12 protein-coding genes and 1 tRNA gene are annotated in these 16,852 nt (G+C 43.2%); 5 read left to right on the forward strand and 8 right to left on the reverse strand.

Features of this window, described 5'->3' with window-relative positions; all coding sequences use genetic code 11:
- The first annotated feature begins 391 nt into the window (after positions 1-391).
- Positions 392-1,006 (forward strand): BLUF domain-containing protein, encoded by a 615-nt coding sequence (locus CXF58_RS08810; protein ID WP_227671156.1) that lies wholly within the window; start codon positions 392-394, stop codon positions 1,004-1,006.
- Between the two features lie 324 nt (positions 1,007-1,330).
- Here the strand turns inward: CXF58_RS08810 and CXF58_RS08815 are convergent.
- From CXF58_RS08815 to pyrC, 3 genes are all read right to left on the reverse strand, one after another.
- Positions 1,331-1,406 (reverse strand) — tRNA-Glu (locus tag CXF58_RS08815).
- 353 nt (positions 1,407-1,759) lie between these two features.
- On the reverse strand, positions 1,760-2,443 hold the full coding sequence (gene rnt / locus CXF58_RS08820) for a ribonuclease T (RefSeq protein ID WP_228706582.1): 684 nt from the start codon (positions 2,441-2,443) through the stop codon (positions 1,760-1,762).
- 293 nt (positions 2,444-2,736) lie between these two features.
- Complete coding sequence (gene pyrC, locus CXF58_RS08825) at positions 2,737-3,807, reverse strand: dihydroorotase (protein ID WP_102077270.1); 1,071 nt, start codon at positions 3,805-3,807, stop codon at positions 2,737-2,739.
- A gap of 332 nt (positions 3,808-4,139) precedes the next feature.
- Between pyrC and CXF58_RS08830 the strand changes: the two genes are divergently transcribed.
- The gene (locus tag CXF58_RS08830; protein ID WP_068407105.1) at positions 4,140-5,378 is read left to right on the forward strand and encodes an argininosuccinate synthase; all 1,239 of its coding nucleotides are present in this window, start codon (positions 4,140-4,142) and stop codon (positions 5,376-5,378) included.
- 132 nt (positions 5,379-5,510) lie between these two features.
- On the opposite strand, the gene CXF58_RS08835 is transcribed toward CXF58_RS08830, so the two are convergent.
- Positions 5,511-6,803 carry a hypothetical protein gene (locus CXF58_RS08835; protein ID WP_102077242.1) on the reverse strand — a complete coding sequence of 431 codons (1,293 nt, stop codon included), beginning with the start codon at positions 6,801-6,803 and terminating at the stop codon, positions 5,511-5,513.
- Positions 6,804-6,958: 155 nt separating this feature from the next.
- Here CXF58_RS08835 and CXF58_RS08840 point away from each other — a divergent pair, with 155 nt between their 5' ends.
- A complete protein-coding gene (locus CXF58_RS08840; protein ID WP_102077243.1) occupies positions 6,959-7,498 on the forward strand; it encodes a L,D-transpeptidase in 540 nt (179 codons plus the stop codon).
- A gap of 176 nt (positions 7,499-7,674) precedes the next feature.
- On the opposite strand, the gene CXF58_RS08845 is transcribed toward CXF58_RS08840, so the two are convergent.
- A complete protein-coding gene (locus CXF58_RS08845) occupies positions 7,675-9,399 on the reverse strand; it encodes a CYTH and CHAD domain-containing protein (protein WP_102077244.1) in 1,725 nt (574 codons plus the stop codon).
- Between the two features lie 290 nt (positions 9,400-9,689).
- On the reverse strand, positions 9,690-11,276 hold the full coding sequence (locus CXF58_RS08850; RefSeq protein ID WP_102077245.1) for an isocitrate lyase: 1,587 nt from the start codon (positions 11,274-11,276) through the stop codon (positions 9,690-9,692).
- A gap of 744 nt (positions 11,277-12,020) precedes the next feature.
- On the opposite strand from CXF58_RS08850, the gene CXF58_RS08855 reads away from it, so the two are divergent.
- Positions 12,021-13,010 (forward strand): LysR family transcriptional regulator, encoded by a 990-nt coding sequence (locus tag CXF58_RS08855; RefSeq protein WP_068407091.1) that lies wholly within the window; start codon positions 12,021-12,023, stop codon positions 13,008-13,010.
- A gap of 373 nt (positions 13,011-13,383) precedes the next feature.
- Positions 13,384-14,772 carry an NAD-dependent succinate-semialdehyde dehydrogenase gene (locus tag CXF58_RS08860; protein WP_102077246.1) on the forward strand — a complete coding sequence of 463 codons (1,389 nt, stop codon included), beginning with the start codon at positions 13,384-13,386 and terminating at the stop codon, positions 14,770-14,772.
- Between the two features lie 276 nt (positions 14,773-15,048).
- Here the strand turns inward: CXF58_RS08860 and purN are convergent, their stop codons facing one another.
- Together purN and purM are read right to left on the reverse strand one after the other, a co-directional pair.
- Positions 15,049-15,750, reverse strand: coding sequence for a phosphoribosylglycinamide formyltransferase (gene purN / locus CXF58_RS08865; RefSeq protein ID WP_228706581.1), 702 nt, complete (start codon positions 15,748-15,750; stop codon positions 15,049-15,051).
- On the reverse strand, positions 15,750-16,799 hold the full coding sequence (purM, locus tag CXF58_RS08870; RefSeq protein ID WP_102077247.1) for a phosphoribosylformylglycinamidine cyclo-ligase: 1,050 nt from the start codon (positions 16,797-16,799) through the stop codon (positions 15,750-15,752). Before purM ends, purN begins: the two co-directional genes overlap by 1 nt.
- Positions 16,800-16,852: the final 53 nt, after the last annotated feature.

The following is a 16,852-nucleotide window of genomic DNA, read 5'->3' on the forward strand; positions in this document are numbered from 1 at the left end:
GCTAAGTATTTCACTATAAATTTTCTATTCTCAAGTTCTAAATTGAGATGACTCTTCTCATAGCATCCATTTTTCATCTTTATTTTTCTAAGATTTTAGACCGACTGTTGAATAAAAAAGCATTTATTTATGCTATATGTTGAATATAAATCTCATTAAAGCAACGTTTAGTATTAATAAGTAGTCATTTAAAATAAACATATATTGCTTTGATGACGAAATTAGCCTATGATGTAACCAACTTAATACAATTAATATAAACATTTATAAATCAATAATATAACAAGCCAATTTGTTACTTCTAAATGCCTTGTTGCTCTATTTTTTCTAAAATGAGTATGGTTGTCTTAGCTACATTTACCTGATAATAGGGAGAAGCTGATTGTCAACAGTGAATGATTCGACAAATCCAGTAACGCCAGATCTCTGCCAGCTTGTATATCTGAGCCACATTACGTCGACTGGTCTTGCAAGTGCGAGTACGCTTAATGACATCGCAGAGGTCGCGATTGAGCGTAATCAAGCCGATAACATTACCGGTATCCTTTGCTACGGCAATGGCTACTTTTTCCAATGTGTAGAAGGGTCAGAACAAGCGTTGACCAATCTGAAAAATCGCTTGTTGGTCGATGATCGACATAAAGATTTAAAAATATTGGATTTTTCGGCGATTGCTGAGCGCCGTTTTGCGGGTTGGTCGCTACGCTCGATCACTCTTGAGCGCTGGATGATGAATGAGCCAAAGCTAAAATCTTTTATGCCATTTAAGCCCCATACTTGGGAAGTTAATGGCTGGCAGCAATTTTTAGATATTCTGCAAGGTTATTATGAAGACCAAGAAAAGACTGGTGAGCTTGATACCCAGCCGATAAAATACAGTACGCTAGGGGTGACCTTAGGTAAAGTCGTCGGTCAGCATCAAGCGTTTTTCTTAATTCAAAGCGTCTTAGCGGGCTTAATCGTATTGGCGCTGCTTTGGTTGATGTTAGCCGATAAGATTTGGTAAATTGTTGTAAATAATTAGCGCATAGATATTTAAAAAGCCAGCATTCAGTGCTGGCTTTTTGCTGCGAGAGAATAATGTAAATCATGCTCACTTTATTTATGAGTATTTATAAATATTGATGAAAGACAGATATAGTCAAAATATTCTAAAAACGCTACGGTACTGCTGATATCAATATTAATTTTCACTTACTATAGATATTCGTGAAAAACAAATAGGTATAAAAAAACCCCACTCATATTTCTATGAGCAGGGTTTTGCTGGTGCGCTTATTAGTCTTATTGATGCTGTACAGCAAGTTTGCTAATAAGTGACGCCAAATAGTGGCGTCCCCAGGGGGATTCGAACCCCCGTTACCGCCGTGAAAGGGCGGTGTCCTAGGCCTCTAGACGATGGGGACTAGTAACAACGCTTCAGCTGCTTTCACCATTTATGCCGAAGTGGTGCGTATTTTAATGGCGACTGCGCTTGCTGTCAAGCCTTTTTCGACGTCTTTTTGAAATTAAGTATCTTTTTTTAAGCGCGCGCCGTGGATGTAGGTCTTTTCGCTTTAAATGATGCCGAATCCACAACGACGTACAAGCGCTAATGGTTAACGCCAGTAGCATGTAACCGATAATGGTTGCCCATAATTTAACCTGTGGTTCCATAGCAAAGTCCCTTTTTGTTAAGCTCACCTAATCCATAATAGGTGATTAGCTATAGATAACACTATTCATTGAGTTTAACAATGCAAAGGGCGTATGCTTTATTTTACTTGGCGTCGTCAGCGTTGCTATCGACAGTGCTGTTAGCGGCTGTCTCGGTATTGTTCTGCTCGTTATGGATAGCGTTCGCGAGCATCGGGTAGCTATTTAAAATATGACAAAACAGTTCAGCCGTCTTTTGGGTATCATAGAGCGCTGAATGCGCGTCATTACCATCAAAATCAAGCCCAGCAGCCTTACAAGCACGCGCGAGTACCGTTTGTCCGAATGCAAGCGCAGACAGCGTCACGGTATCGAAAACTGAGAAGTTGTGAAACGGATTATGGTTTTTGCTGTTGGTACGCAACACTGCCGCATTTAAAAACGCTAAGTCAAAATGGGCATTATGGCCAATCAAAACGCATTGACGGCAGTCTTCAGCGCGGCGTACTTCTTTTAAGCCTTTAAAAATACGGCGCAGCGCCGTTTTTTCATCTTCGGCAATGGCTTTACGCAGTGGATTATTAGGATCGATACCGGTAAAGGCAAGCGCGCTTGGCTCAAGATTTGCGCCCTCAAAAGGCTCGATATGGGCGTTAAATGCCTCTCCTGGATAAAATACACCCTGCTCATCAAGTAGTACAGGAATACAAGCAATCTCTAATAAGGCGTCGGTTTGCGCATTAAAGCCTGCGGTTTCGACATCGACGACAACAGGCAAAAACTTACGAAAACGCTCTTTTAAGCGCATGGGTGCTTGTTCATCTGTTGCGCCGTTACTATCGGCAGTAGCGCTTGAGGTAGTAGTAAGACAGGCATTTTCCGTATTAGCCAAATTGTTTCTAGGTAAGCCGGCATCATTTTGAATGGTCATATCAGGTTAAATCGCTTTTATCAGTCGTGCTGTGGTATTGAATGAAATAAACAATAAATATCCTATGATACGAGGTTTACTTTTGCTAAGCGAATTGGCGTTTTAGCAAAAGTGCAGACCTAGCATAGGATATGAAATAAATGCAGGCAAATAGCGTTATGTCACTGCTGTTAAGCTTTAATAGACCAAGGTAACGTCTCTCCCGCCAACAGCGGCTTTAATGACGCGCCATCAAAATAAGGGTAATTGGTCGGTACTTGCATCGGCGTGTTTATCAACGTGATGGTACTCTCATTTGCTGGCAAACCATAGAACTGGGCGCCAAAGCGGCTGGCAAATCCTTCAAGCTTATCGATTTTACCCACACTATCAAAAGCAGTGGCGTATAGCGGTAAGGCATTAGCAGCACTATAGCAGCCAGCACAGCCGCAAGCCGATTCTTTTGCGTTTGTTGCATGCGGCGCCGAATCTGTGCCTAAAAAGAATTTTGGATTGCCACTGGTAGCGACATCCAACAATACTTTTTGATGGCTTTCACGTTTTAAAATAGGCAGGCAGTAAAAGTGCGGCTTGATACCGCCAACCAATAAATGATTGCGATTAAACATTAAGTGCTGCGGCGTAATGGTCGCAGCAATTTGATTGCCTTGTTCTAAGACAAAGTCGGCGGCATCACTGGTGGTTATATGCTCTAGCACAATTTTCATCGTCGGAAATTTGACGATGATTTGTGCCAACACTTCGTCTAAAAAGCGCTTTTCACGGTCAAAAATATCGACATGGTCATGCGTGACTTCGCCATGGAGCAGTAGTGGTAGATTGTATTTTTCTAAGGCTTCAAAGACATCGACGCAGGCATTAATATCGGTGACACCGTCGGCAGAGTTGGTCGTTGCGCCAGCTGGGTAGAGCTTGACCGCTTGCACGATACCTGATTTTGCCGCCATTTCGATATCCTGAGCGGTGGTGTTATCAGTAAGATACAAGGTCATGCGTGGGTCAAAAGCTGCTTTACGCTCCGCACTCAAATCGCTTGCTGCTAAATGCTGCAGGATGCGCTCACGGTAGGCTTGCGCCGCATCGATATTTTTAACAGGCGGTACCAAGTTTGGCATACAGATAACGCGGTTAAAGCTTTGGGCGGCGTGCGGAACGGTAGTCGCCAACGCTTTATCGTCGCGCAAATGAATATGCCAATCATCTGGCTGCAGCAGGGTTAATTCTCTAATCGAATCGGTCATAGTATCATCGCGCTCTATATCTTTATACGGCAGTAAAAGGGAGTCTAGCTGAGCTGCTATCATAACAGATTTGCCTACTTGACTAAATATGCGGCGAAATATCTGTACATAAAAGCGTTATGATTTCGTTGATAAGTAACCAGCGCCTATGTATGCATTCATGCTAATTTTCGGTGAAAACCTAGCACCGAATGGCGCTGATACTTTTGCCGCTCGTAAATATGATGTACACTGAGCAGGCAATCTATTTTTTATTTATTTCATCCTATCCTGCGCATTTTTATTTCTCATTAAATGTATTCGATAATAAATTCTTATATTAGGAGTTATTCATGGCTCAGCTTGATCCAAAAAATATTAATAAAATCGTCTTGGCCTATTCCGGCGGTCTTGACACCTCAATCATCGCCAGATGGCTACAAGAAACCTATGATGCAGAAGTGATTACGTTCACCGCTGACATCGGTCAAGGTGAAGAAGTTGAGCCGGCGCGTGCCAAAGCTGAAGCGATGGGTATCAAGCATATCCATATCGAAGACTTACGTGAAGAGTTTGCCCGCGATTATGTGTTCCCGATGTTCCGCGCCAATGCCATTTACGAAGGCGAGTATCTGCTCGGGACTTCTATCGCGCGTCCTTTGATTGCCAAGCGTTTGGTTGAAATTGCTAAAGAGCATAACGCTGATGCTATCAGTCATGGTGCGACTGGTAAAGGCAATGACCAAGTACGTTTTGAGCTTGGTGCCGTTGCTTTATCACCTGACGTGGTCACCATTGCGCCGTGGCGTGAGTGGGATTTATCAAGCCGTGAAAGCTTGATGAAATATGCCGAAGAACATAATATCGCTATCGATTATGCCGGCAATAAGAAAAAATCTCCGTACTCAATGGATGCCAACTTACTGCATATCTCTTATGAAGGCGGCATCTTAGAAGACCCATACGCCGAAGCAGAAGACGATATGTGGCGCTGGTCAGTCAGTCCAGAAGAAGCACCTGACGAAGCGCAATATCTAGAATTAGAATACAAACAAGGTGATATCGTTGCGATTGATGGCGAAGCGCTTAAACCTTATGAAGTAATGATTAAGCTGAACGAGATTGGCGGCAAGCATGGCATCGGACGCTTGGATATCGTCGAAAACCGTTATGTCGGTATGAAATCACGCGGCTGCTATGAAACCCCAGCCGGTACCATTATGTTAAAAGCCCACCGCGGTATCGAATCATTAACCCTTGACCGTGAAGCGGCGCATTTAAAAGATGAGCTGATGCCACGTTACGCTAAAATTATCTATAACGGCTATTGGTTTAGCCCTGAGCGCATGATGCTACAAGCCTTGATTGACAAATCACAAGAATATGTCAACGGTACCGTACGCGTCAAATTATACAAAGGCGCGGTTAGCGTCGTCGGCCGTAAGTCAGACGATTCACTGTTTGATGAAAAAATCGCCACTTTTGAAGATGATGCCGGTGCTTATGATCAAAAAGATGCTGAAGGTTTTATCCGTTTAAATGGTCTACGTTTGGCGATTGAAGCCAGCCGTGGTCGTGATTTATCGAAGTAAGCATATTTTTTTAGATTGTTCTAAATAAAGTATGAATAAAAAAAGGCGCTAATAAGTTAGCGCCTTTTTTTTGGTTTTTTAAGGGTTGTTCAACTATTTTCGTCTACTTCAAAATTTATCTATGAATTATTCTTATTGAGACGCTTTTGGTTCTTCAGCGCCATCTTCATCATCGTCTACCATAACAATCGCCACATCTTGCTGTTGGCGCTCCTTGATAAGATCTTGCTCGATGACTTCTTCTGTGGCCAATTTGATACCGTCAGATTTTTGGCTTTGATATTTGAGCGCTGCTAGCCCGCCAAGTACGCCAATAACCGCAATAATGATTAGGATAACGGGATTTTTCCAGAGCGGTATAGGCGCGTCGTATTCAATCGGCTTTTCACTGGTGGTGGTCGGCGTATTGTCGTTATTGCCACCAATTAGACCTAAGCTTACCAAAGGTGGTTTTGGTGCGCTGGCAGGCTCGGAGGTAATTCTTAGGCGGTTGCGCTGCAAATATATTTCTGAAATTTTCGCCAGTTGCAACAGCCAACGCTGGTGCGGCAAGCTTATGGCTGACATTTCGGCAAACACCAATAAGTCATTGTATTTACCTTGTTGAGCATTGGCAGGTGAGCGCCCAATGACCTTTAAATAATTGCCCGTCGCTAGTTGCATGTCTTGGACAAGCTCATGGTTTTCAGTTTTAAACGTCGTCAACTCGTGCCAATAAGGGTCAAAAGCGGGCGGAGTATCAGCGAGCTGCGCTGTGCTCAATAAAGTACGTTCTGTGGTGTTTCTTACTTCTGTCTCTACATCTACTTTTAAGTCTGACTGTAAAGCAGTTTCTGTAGAAGTGGTTGTTTTTTCATTCTCATTAGGTTCAGCCCGCTTGGTAGATTCTAACGCTGGTTTATTGGCCACAAAGCGCTCGACGGATAAAAACTGCGGCTGCAAGGCGAACCATTTGTCCAGCTCCTCATTATCAAGCTGGCTATATTCTGCTAAAATCGCCAGTTCACGTAAGACAATCACGCATAAAGAGGTGAGTAGTATTTGCACTTGCGGTGACGTCGCCTCAATGCGCTCTGCAATGTAATCACTGGCTTTGATCACGCGCGCATTCTCATGAAAAATCGCATCGGCCACCTCTTGGCGATAATATAAAGTCGCATTGATGGTCGAAAAATTCATTGAATTATATCGTCTTAGTTCTTTGACGGCGGTACGAGTAAACAGTTTTTTACTCACTGCTTGGCCATCATTATGCTGCTGATAAGCAAGTAAGGCGCTGATAATCGCTTGCAAACTGGCATCCATCGCCAAACGCGCTTGCGGTAATGACAGCTTAGCCACGTCTGCCAATAATGACACCATCGGCTTGGTATCTTGATAGAGAAAATCATACATCGACACACGTGTCGGTGAAATAGTCGTCATAATCTGCTAGCATCAAAAAGTGTGCCCCTATATTACGGTGCCAAAAGCCTTGATACAATCCCTTAATAATAGAAAAACGCAAACATTTCGCTCACTATTTACTCTCAACGCAGTTGATAATAACCGCTGTAGATTTATGAGCGCTGGAAAATCTTATGACAAATAACGAAAGCTTTACCGAAGAGTTTAACGAAAATTCTGATGTGCGACTGGTTATTAACATTGCTCAGCAAACGTTAACGCTATATAAATACGATAAAGGAATGACTCAATATACGGTATCGACCGCTAAAAACGGTATTGGCAGCCAGCAAGATAGCGGCTGCACACCCCTTGGTAAGCACATTATCGCGGCAAAAATCGGCGGCAATGAACCCATGAACGCGGTATTTGTGGGACGCAAACCGACAGGCAAGGTCTATAGTGCAGAGCTTGGTAAACTGTATCCAGAGCGCGATTGGATATTAAGCCGTATTTTATGGTTACGCGGTCTTGAAGAGGGGTTGAATAAAGGCAGTAATGTTCACGGCGGCTGCGATACTTATCAGCGTTATATTTATATTCATGGCACACCAGACAGCGAACCAATGGGCGAGCCGCTCTCTCACGGCTGTATACGGATGCGCAATGAGGATATTTTGGAGTTATTTGAACAAGTGACCGAGGGCACAACTGTGACCATTATTGCTCGTTGATATTTACTCGAAAACACTATGCTTAGAAAACACTACGCTTAAAAAACATCATGCTTAAAAACATTACGCATAAAAAAAGACAACGTACCTGATGGTCGCTGTCTTTTTTTGAATTATGTAAAGGTTAAGTTAATTATAAGTAAGATACAGGGTCAAAAAGCCAGTTTTAGTTTTTATTACCAGAACTTATCCGCAGATTTAAGCTTAGCTAAGCGTTTTTTAGACTTTTTCTGTGTATCTATTAAAGAAGCATTCAACCAGCCTGCGCCGTACAAGGCATTCGAGTCTGTGCTCGCTTTATGTTGATAGCACTGCTGATAATAAGTGGTATCAAGTTGTTGCCTAAGCGCTTGCTGTACTTTTACGAGATGTTTTAGGAAGCGCTTACTTTTCTTTTTAGACTTTTTACTGTTGAGCTTTTTATTTTTGAGATTTTCATTGTTGATTAAGGGCGCTGCAAATTCACTAACGTAGCGCAATTTTTCAAGCTGTCGGTACAGTTTATACTGGGCTTGTTTTTCGTCCTTGGCTGGCAAATCTATATCCTTCGTCTGCAGACTTTGCGGCTCTCTACTTTCTAAATTAACGCCTTTTGATTTAACGCCTTCTAAGTTAATACTTTCTGAACTCACGCTCTCCAAATTGACACCAGTTAAATCTTTGCTATCCGCGTTAGCATTCCTAGCTTCATGGAGCTTACTCTCAGCTTTCAACAATTTTTTATAACGTTTGTCCAATGTTTTTCTAAGCTTATGAGCGGCGCGTTTATTCGCCTGTGGTTCAAGGTTGGGGTTACTCATGGTAAAGGCTATTAGCTCAAGCAACGTCAGTTGTAAATTATTGGCACGTACCGCATCGATAGGAGTGATTTTCGCCGCTTCAATTTCTGCCGACCAATCAACGCTTGGTGCCTCATGCGCTTGTAAGTAGGGCTCGATATGACTGGCAAGATAAGCAAGCTTGCGATAATCAGCCAGTAAAGTCGCTGTTTGTTTAAGAATAATCACCCAGTCAGGATTGAGCTCATCGGAGAAGCCTTTAAATAGCTTAAGCGCGGTACGTAAGCGCCGAATGCCGTTATACAATTGTAAAATATGCTCATTGTCCGTACTGCCTGCGACGATGGCGCTACTATTGGGTAGTATTTGCAATAGGCAATTATGTACGACTGCCCGTATAAATGCCGGCCTGCTGCTATCTTTATCAACAGTTAGATCGCTAAGATTGGCGCTAACCGCTCGGCTATGTTGTTGCCCCGTAATTAATAAGCCACCGCGCTCGGCTTTGGTCACTGTAGACAAGCAGAGTTTATGGCGCTGACACCAGGTTTTGGCAGTCGTAAATAAAAAATCTACATCGCCTGATATCAGCTCAAACTCGATTTCTTGAATACTATCGCGCTGAGTATCATCTCTACCGTGGATAATCGCTCCGCAGTCGTATGCCATTTCAATCTGATTGCTGCTGTCCTTGTCGCTATTATCTGTGAGCAATCGCGTTATACGCTCGACATCGGTGACATATAAGCGGGTGAGCGTTTTAGCCAGTTTCGTTAATTTAAATGGTTCTAGAGCAGGGGCGATGGAAGTGTCTTGATAAATGCTCAAATCAGGCATGAGCGTATTGGTGTCCAACATGGCTTGGACTTGTTGGGTATCTAGTACCGCATTGTGCTCTAAACGCGCTGCAATACCGTCGCCACCCGCTTTGATGGTCTGCACCCACGCATCGCCTTCCTGACGAATACGTAAGCCAATACCCGCCTTAGCGAGCTGCTGATCGGGAGTGTCATAATAATGCGCGGCCAGCTGCGTAAGCTGTGAGGATTTAATATTCGCTTGGCGCATCAAACCTTTTAGGCGCGATTCTGGTACTAGAAACTTCAGCTCTATCTCTTGCATGATGGCTCCCGATTATAGTTATGAATGGTTAGTAATACCTGTTAAATAATTACCATCGTATGAAAGCTATCGAACAATGACAAGTAAAAGTTTTACTTTGGCTGATTAGCGGATACTAGGGCGTGTTCCCAGTTCAATCGATAGACATCTAAATGTGCTAAAAATGGCTATTTAATAACGCTATCGTTTTATACAGGGAAATTATTTAAAGCCAAAAAAAACCGCCCTACTAAGTAGGACGGCTTTTTTATAACGGGTACTTATAAAATATAACTATAAGTGAGCGATTATTAGAACTGGTTCATGGTGTTTTTGCCACCACCAGCTTTAAGGGCGTTTTCACCAGAGAAGATTTCTTTGTGATCATCGCCAAGGTCAGAACCCGCCATTGCTTGGTGTTTAACACAAGCGATGCCTTCACGGATTTCTTTACGTTGGACGCCAGCTGCATAAGCAAGCATACCTTCTTCACCGAAGTAGCCTTTAGCAAGTTCATGAACGCTAAGTGCAGTGGTGTGGTAAGTAGGTAGCGTGATTAGGTGATGGAAGACACCCGCTTCGCGTGATGCGTCACGTTGGAAGTTCTTCGCAGCGATGTCAGCAGCTTCATCAAGCTCAGTACCGTCGTAATCAGCACTCATCAAGTTGTCTTTGTTGTAGCTTGATACGTCTTTGCCTTCTTCTTCCCACTGAGCGATAACTTGCTTACGGAAGTTTAGCGTCCAGTTGAACGATGGGCTGTTGTTGTATACAAGCTTCGCTTTTGGCTGCTCTTCTTTAATACGGTCAACCATCATTTTGATGTGTTCTACGTCTGGAGTAGGTGTTTCGATCCATAGTAGATCAGCACCGTTTTCTAGAGCAGTGACACAGTCAAGTACGACGCGGTCGATGTTGGTTTCTTCACGGAACTGATATAGACCGTTAGCTAGACGCTTAGGACGAACCAATTTGCCGTTGTGCTTAAGAAGGCTGTCATTTTCATTAGCTTCTTCGATGGTCACTTCTTCCATTTCTAGGAAGTCGATATATTGAGAAGCAAGGTCGCCTGGCTCATTTGATACTGGGATTTTTTGCGTGAGTGATGCGCCCTCACTATCAGTACGAGCAACGATAATACCGTCTTCAACGCCCAATTCTAGGAATGCATAACGAATCGCATTGATTTTTGCGATGTAGTCTTCATGCGGTACGGTTACTTTACCCGCTTGGTGACCACACTGTTTTGCGTCAGACACTTGGTTTTCAACTTGGATAGCACAAGCACCGGCTTCAATCATTTGCTTAGTTAGCAAGTAAGTCGCTTCTTCGTTACCGAAACCGGCATCGATATCAGCAATGATTGGCACAACGTGTGAATCGAAGTTTTCGATTTTTTCTAGGATAGCTGAAGTGTCTTGACCCGCTTCTTCTGCAGCGTTTAGCTCACGGAAGTAGTCGTTTAACACTTTAGCATCAGCTTGACGTAAGAAGGTGTAGATTTCTTCGATTAGTTTAGGCACAGACGTTTTTTCGTGCATAGATTGGTCAGGTAGAGGACCAAACTCAGAACGCAGAGCAGCAACCATCCAACCTGATAGGTAGATGTACGTTTTAGCGGTAGTGCCAAAGTATTTTTTCTTAGCGTACATAGTTTGCTGAGCAACAAAACCATGCCATGCACCTAGAGATTGCGTGTACTGAGACGTATCATTGTCATAATCTTCCATGTCTTGACGCATGATTTTTGCAGTATACTTGGCGATATCTAAACCAGTTTTGAAACGGTTTTGCATCATCATACGTGCGGCATCAGTCTCGCTGATATTCTGCCAGTTACCGTGCTTTTGCTTTAGTTCACGTACTAGATCAATCGCTGATTTATATGCAGTTGACATCTATAGTCTCCTTGGTGGGGTGGGGATTAAAGGGGATGTAAATTACTTAAGTAAAATATGCAGATAAGTGTTGCTGGTAAAATAATGTTTCTTGAAAAGAAATACATTGGCAAAAGTAAAGTTCGGGATATAAACCTTTTGCCTGAGCAATCTTTACTAAACTATAAGAAAATGATTATAAAAGCAAATAAAACCTGTCTTATTGGTCAGCTTTTATTTTTTAGATTTAATTGACGCTGTTTTAGTTAAGATGTGCTTGCCAGTTAAACCACTTATTAGCCTAAAGCGTATATAGCATCAATTCAAGCCTAAAAACTGCCGCGAGCAAAACGCCAAATTTATAAAAAACGGCTTGCATAATAAAGCTTACGCAATAAGCTTTCTGACCATCTTTTAGTATAAAAATGCGATAAAATAGCAGGCATCATTGATTCGTTAAAAGCCGTGCTGATGGCATAAGATTTGAAAATGACTTATCAGCGCTTGCTAAGCACTATAGCTAGGTTACCCTGATTTATCTAGTTTATGATTATTATCTTGGGTATTTCATTTGGTTATAGTATAGATATAACAATGGCTTGAGCAGGGTAAACTGGGGTATAATAAGCGTATATTAAAATTATTTAGATAGAAAAACGCTTGATTTAAGCAGTCGCAAAACAATTTTGTAAAATAATAGAACGGAAGATGCCGCGCTTTTTTAAGCTTATGGTGGCATTTATTCTACGGTAAAGAGAAATAGATATGAATTTGCAGCGGGTTGATTTGAATTTGTTGGTACATTTAGATGTACTACTACGTGAAAAAAACGTCACACGTGCAGCTGAGCAGCTCGGCATTACCCAGCCGGCGATGAGTAATATTTTGCGGCGCCTACGTAAGTTGTTTAATGACCCGTTATTGGTGCGCTCATCGGAAGGTATGACGCCGACTGAGCGCGCGCTTGAGCTGCAGCCACGTATTCGTGAGATATTAGCAGATTTGACGCAAGTGCTTGAGCCGCGTACCGAGTTTCGCCCTTATAGTACCTCGCGCGTTTTTCGTATCATGACCTCAGATTATGCTGAGGCGACTTTGGTGCCAAAACTGGTCAAAGCACTACGCTCTGAAGCGCCCAATGTGATTTTGGACTTCTTGACGCCCTCTGATGTTTCCTACCGTGATATGGAGCAAGGTCGCGTAGATTTAGCGATTAACCGTTTTAATGAGATTCCGCAAAGTTTCCACCAAGTATTGGTTTGGCGCGATACATTTAGCTGTTTGTTATCCGCTGAAGGGCCATATGCCAATCGTTTTAATTTAAAAAATTATCTCAAAGCGCAGCATGTTTGGGTGTCCAAAACAGGTATGGGCGTTGGCTTTGGGGTCAATCCAGAAAAATCAGGTGGGCTCGGTTCTATCGATCAGGCATTGCAACGCCTAGGTCAAAAACGCCAAATCAGCGTCTTTACCCGTCACTATCAAATGCCAGCGATGCTTGCCGCCAATAAAGACTTGATTGCGACCTTGCCGACGCGGGTGGCGAGAATGCAGGCCAATAATGACAGTATCATTATGGAAGAGCCACCATTCTTTATCCCTGAGTTTGAGCTGACGATGGCATGGTCGCCATTATTACAGCACCATCCAGCGCATCGTTGGTTACGTCAGCTGATTATGCATGTAGCACGGCAAGTAGTCGCCGAAGAAGAGAATCCGCCACCAGAGATTCCGGTCATTAACCATTTGTTTTAGCACAACTTTTAAAAAACCAGCCCATGATAGATGCGCTGGTTTTTTTATTGCCTCTATTTTTTAGATCAACCTTTTTTAATTTAAAAGCTCCTTAACTCAAAAGATTCTCTAAATTTAGTTTTTTTAAATAAAGCCAGTCTTTATAAGGGTGTCACATTATTAACATCTTAAGTACACTTCTTCATAACTTGTAAAACTACCGCTGGTGCATTTTGTTATGCTAAATGGACATTAAGAAAAAAGACAACTAAAGCGAGCATTGTTAAGTAATTCGATAATATCGACACACTTAACGATAGAGTATTTCTTAGTCATCATGGCTCGTTTATCAAGTATCCATTACAAAATAAGCAAATAAATAAGGACAATTATCATGGCAGATATTACCACTGTGAATCCAGCAACAGGTAAAGACATTAAAAATTACACTTATATGAGCGATGATGAAGTGAACAAAATCATCGATGCCTCGCACGAAGCGTTTTCAAAATGGCGTTTGGTTGGTGCCGATGAGCGCGCCAAAGTCATTAACTCGATTGGCGAGACGCTAATGAAGTATAAGGACGAGCTTGCGAAGCTAATGACTGAAGAGCGTGGTAAGACCTTAGAGGCAAGCTTAGCTGAAGTAGATTTATGTAAAGCGATTTGCGATTTTACCGCGGGTGAAGGCGTTGCTGCTTTAGCTGACGACGAACGCGATATCGAAGGCATTAAAAAAGGCCTGATCAGCTATGACCCTATTGGTATTATTTATGGTATCCAGCCATGGAACTTCCCGGCTTACCAAGTATTTCGCTATACTATTGCTAATTTAATGGCTGGTAACAGTATCCTGCTTAAGCATGCCTCCAATGTGACTGGCTCAGGTCAATTGATTGAAAAAATCATGCAAGAATCTGATTTACCAGAAGGCTTGTTTCGTGCCTTAATTATTAATCATGATCAATCTGAAAAAGTGATCGAGCACGAGAAAGTACGCGGTGTTACCTTAACGGGTAGTGATGTCGCTGGCCGAGTAGTGGCGCAGCAAGCGGCCAAAGTACTGAAAAAGACGGTTATGGAACTTGGCTCGAATGATGCCTTTATTGTGTTAGAGGATGCCGACTTAGACTTAGCAGCAGCAACTTGCGCCCATGCACGTTTATACAATAATGGCGAAACTTGTATTGCAGCCAAACGTTTTGTCGTCGTCGATAGCGTATATGATAAATTCCGAGATTTGGTGATCGAAAAATTCAACAGCTATAAAGTTGGCGATCCAATGGAAGAGTCGACTGACGTAGGTCCGATGTCGAGTAGCAAACAACGCGATACTTTGCACAAGCAAGTGCAAGAAAGCGTGGATAAAGGTGCGACCATTACGATTGGCGGCGAAGTACCTGATAAGCCGGGCGCGTTTTATCCACCAACGATTTTGGAAAACATCAAACCTGATCAACCAGCTTATAAAGATGAGTTATTTGGTCCCGTTGCCGCGCTTATCCGTGCCAAAGACCAAAACGATGCCTTCCGTATTGCCAATGACAGTCGCTATGGTCTCGGCGGTGCTATCTTTTCAAAAGACGAAGAGAAAGCGATTAATTTAGCCCAGCAGCATTTCGATACGGGGATGGTTTACATCAATGGCTATAATTTGGTCAATCCAGGTCTGCCATTTGGTGGCGTGAAGGATTCAGGCTATGGCCGTGAACATGGTGGCTTTGGTATCAAAGAATTTGTCAATATTAAAGCAGTACATGTGGTTGATAAAAAGCCTGCTTAATGATTGAACTGCTTTAATTTATCATTTGAAATGCCTCGTTATTAAGTAACGAGGTATTTTTTTGCTATACAGTCAAAATATCTTAAAAACGCGACGGTATGACTGATATCAATTTTTTGTAGCCTCTGTCTACGCACGCACAGCAAGCAAGAAAAATTGATATCAGCAGTGCGTGATGTATCGATATTACTTTTCACTCACTATATATTATCTTTGACTTAAGCATAAAAAAGCAGAACCCGTTATGGATTCTGCTTTTTAGTTTATTAGAAAAGCTTAAACATCTAACCATAGCTTTAGCGGTAAAGCCGGTAGATAAGATGATTTAGTATCATTAGGTGGATTATCTAAGTCAATAATACCTTTAGCAATCAGTAATAGGGTCCACGGTAAGAGTTGATGCTCACCTTTTTGTACGCGTGCTTGCAGGCTATCCGCAGTGTCTTTGTAATCAACTTCAAGCAGCGCTTGGGTCAACACCGCACCGGCATCAAGCTCGGCGGTGACCACATGAATACTACAGCCATGATGGCGTTCGCCCGCTTGTATCGCGCGCTGATGGGTATCTAGGCCCTTATAAGCAGGCAGCAAAGCAGGGTGCAGGTTAATCATTGGCGCAGGCGCATTATCGATAAATGAGGCGCTTAATACGCGCATAAATCCTGCAAGCACAATCACATCAGGCTGCCAAGCGCTTAGCTGTGCGCTGGCATGGGTTTCAAAAGTTTTGATCCCCATACGTTTGCCGCTCGCAACGTGAGATAAGACGGCAACTGGAATCGCAGCGTCATTAGCGCGTGTGATGGCATAAGCGTCTTCACGGTTACTGATGACGCCAACAATCTCAATCGGTAGCGCGCCAGCTTGCATGGCATTAATCAATACTTGCAGGTTGCTACCACTACCAGATACCAAAACAGCGACGCGTAACGGTTTAGCGGATTGCTTTGCCATGCTTTTTAAATTGTCGTCTGGCATTAACGGTACACCACGGCGTCCGCTTCACGGCTAACCATTTCACCCAATTTCCAAGCGTTTTCGCCTGCATCATTTAAGGTCTTGATAGCCGCTTCTGCTTTGTCTTTAGGTACAACGATGACAAAACCGACGCCGCAGTTAAAGGTGCGGTACATCTCACTTTGCTCGATATTGCCTTGGGTTTGTAGCCACGTAAATAGCTCTGAGAACTGCCAGCTGCTCGTATCAATGCTAGCGGCTAAATTATCTGGTAGTACACGCGGCAGGTTATCGGTTAAGCCCCCGCCGGTGATATGTGACATCGCATGTAAGGCTGAGCTACCAAGGGTATCTTGCAAGGCTTTAATGGCTTTAACATAAATACGTGTCGGCGCCATCAGTGCATCCTGAATAGGCTGACCATCTAATTGCTCATCGCTTGTCGTGACATCAACGCCGCTGACTTCGATGACTTTACGTACCAATGAGTAGCCATTAGAATGCGCGCCGCTTGAAGCAAGGGCAATCAATACATCGCCCTCGCTGACGTTTTCACCGGTGATAACTTCCGCTTCTTCGACTACGCCGACACAGAAACCGGCTAGGTCATAATCATCATCTTGATACATGCCCGGCATCTCAGCGGTTTCGCCGCCAATGAGCGCGCAATTTGATAATTTACAGCCTTCGCCAATGCCCGTGACAACAGTTGCCGCGACATCGACATCAAGCTTGCCCGTTGCATAATAATCTAAGAAAAATAATGGCTCAGCACCGCAAACCAATAAATCATTGACGCACATAGCCACCAAGTCGATACCGATGGTGTCATGACGGTTTAATTGCAAGGCCAATTTAAGCTTGGTACCGACACCGTCCGTACCCGAAACCAACAACGGTGAGGTGTAACCAGTCGGAATACGACAAAGCGCCCCAAAACCGCCAAGTCCGCCCACAACCTCAGGACGAGAGGTGGCTTTTGCCACTGATTTAATACGTTGCACCAACGCATCGCCGGCATCAATATCGACGCCAGCATCTTTGTAGCTTAAAGAAGGCTTGTTACTCATGGTCATCTCACAAATTTTATAAGGAATGAAGGTCGGTCAGTAGAAAAGCGGAT

This window comes from Psychrobacter sp. Sarcosine-02u-2, from assembly GCF_002836335.1.
Lineage (GTDB): Bacteria > Pseudomonadota > Gammaproteobacteria > Pseudomonadales > Moraxellaceae > Psychrobacter > Psychrobacter faecalis.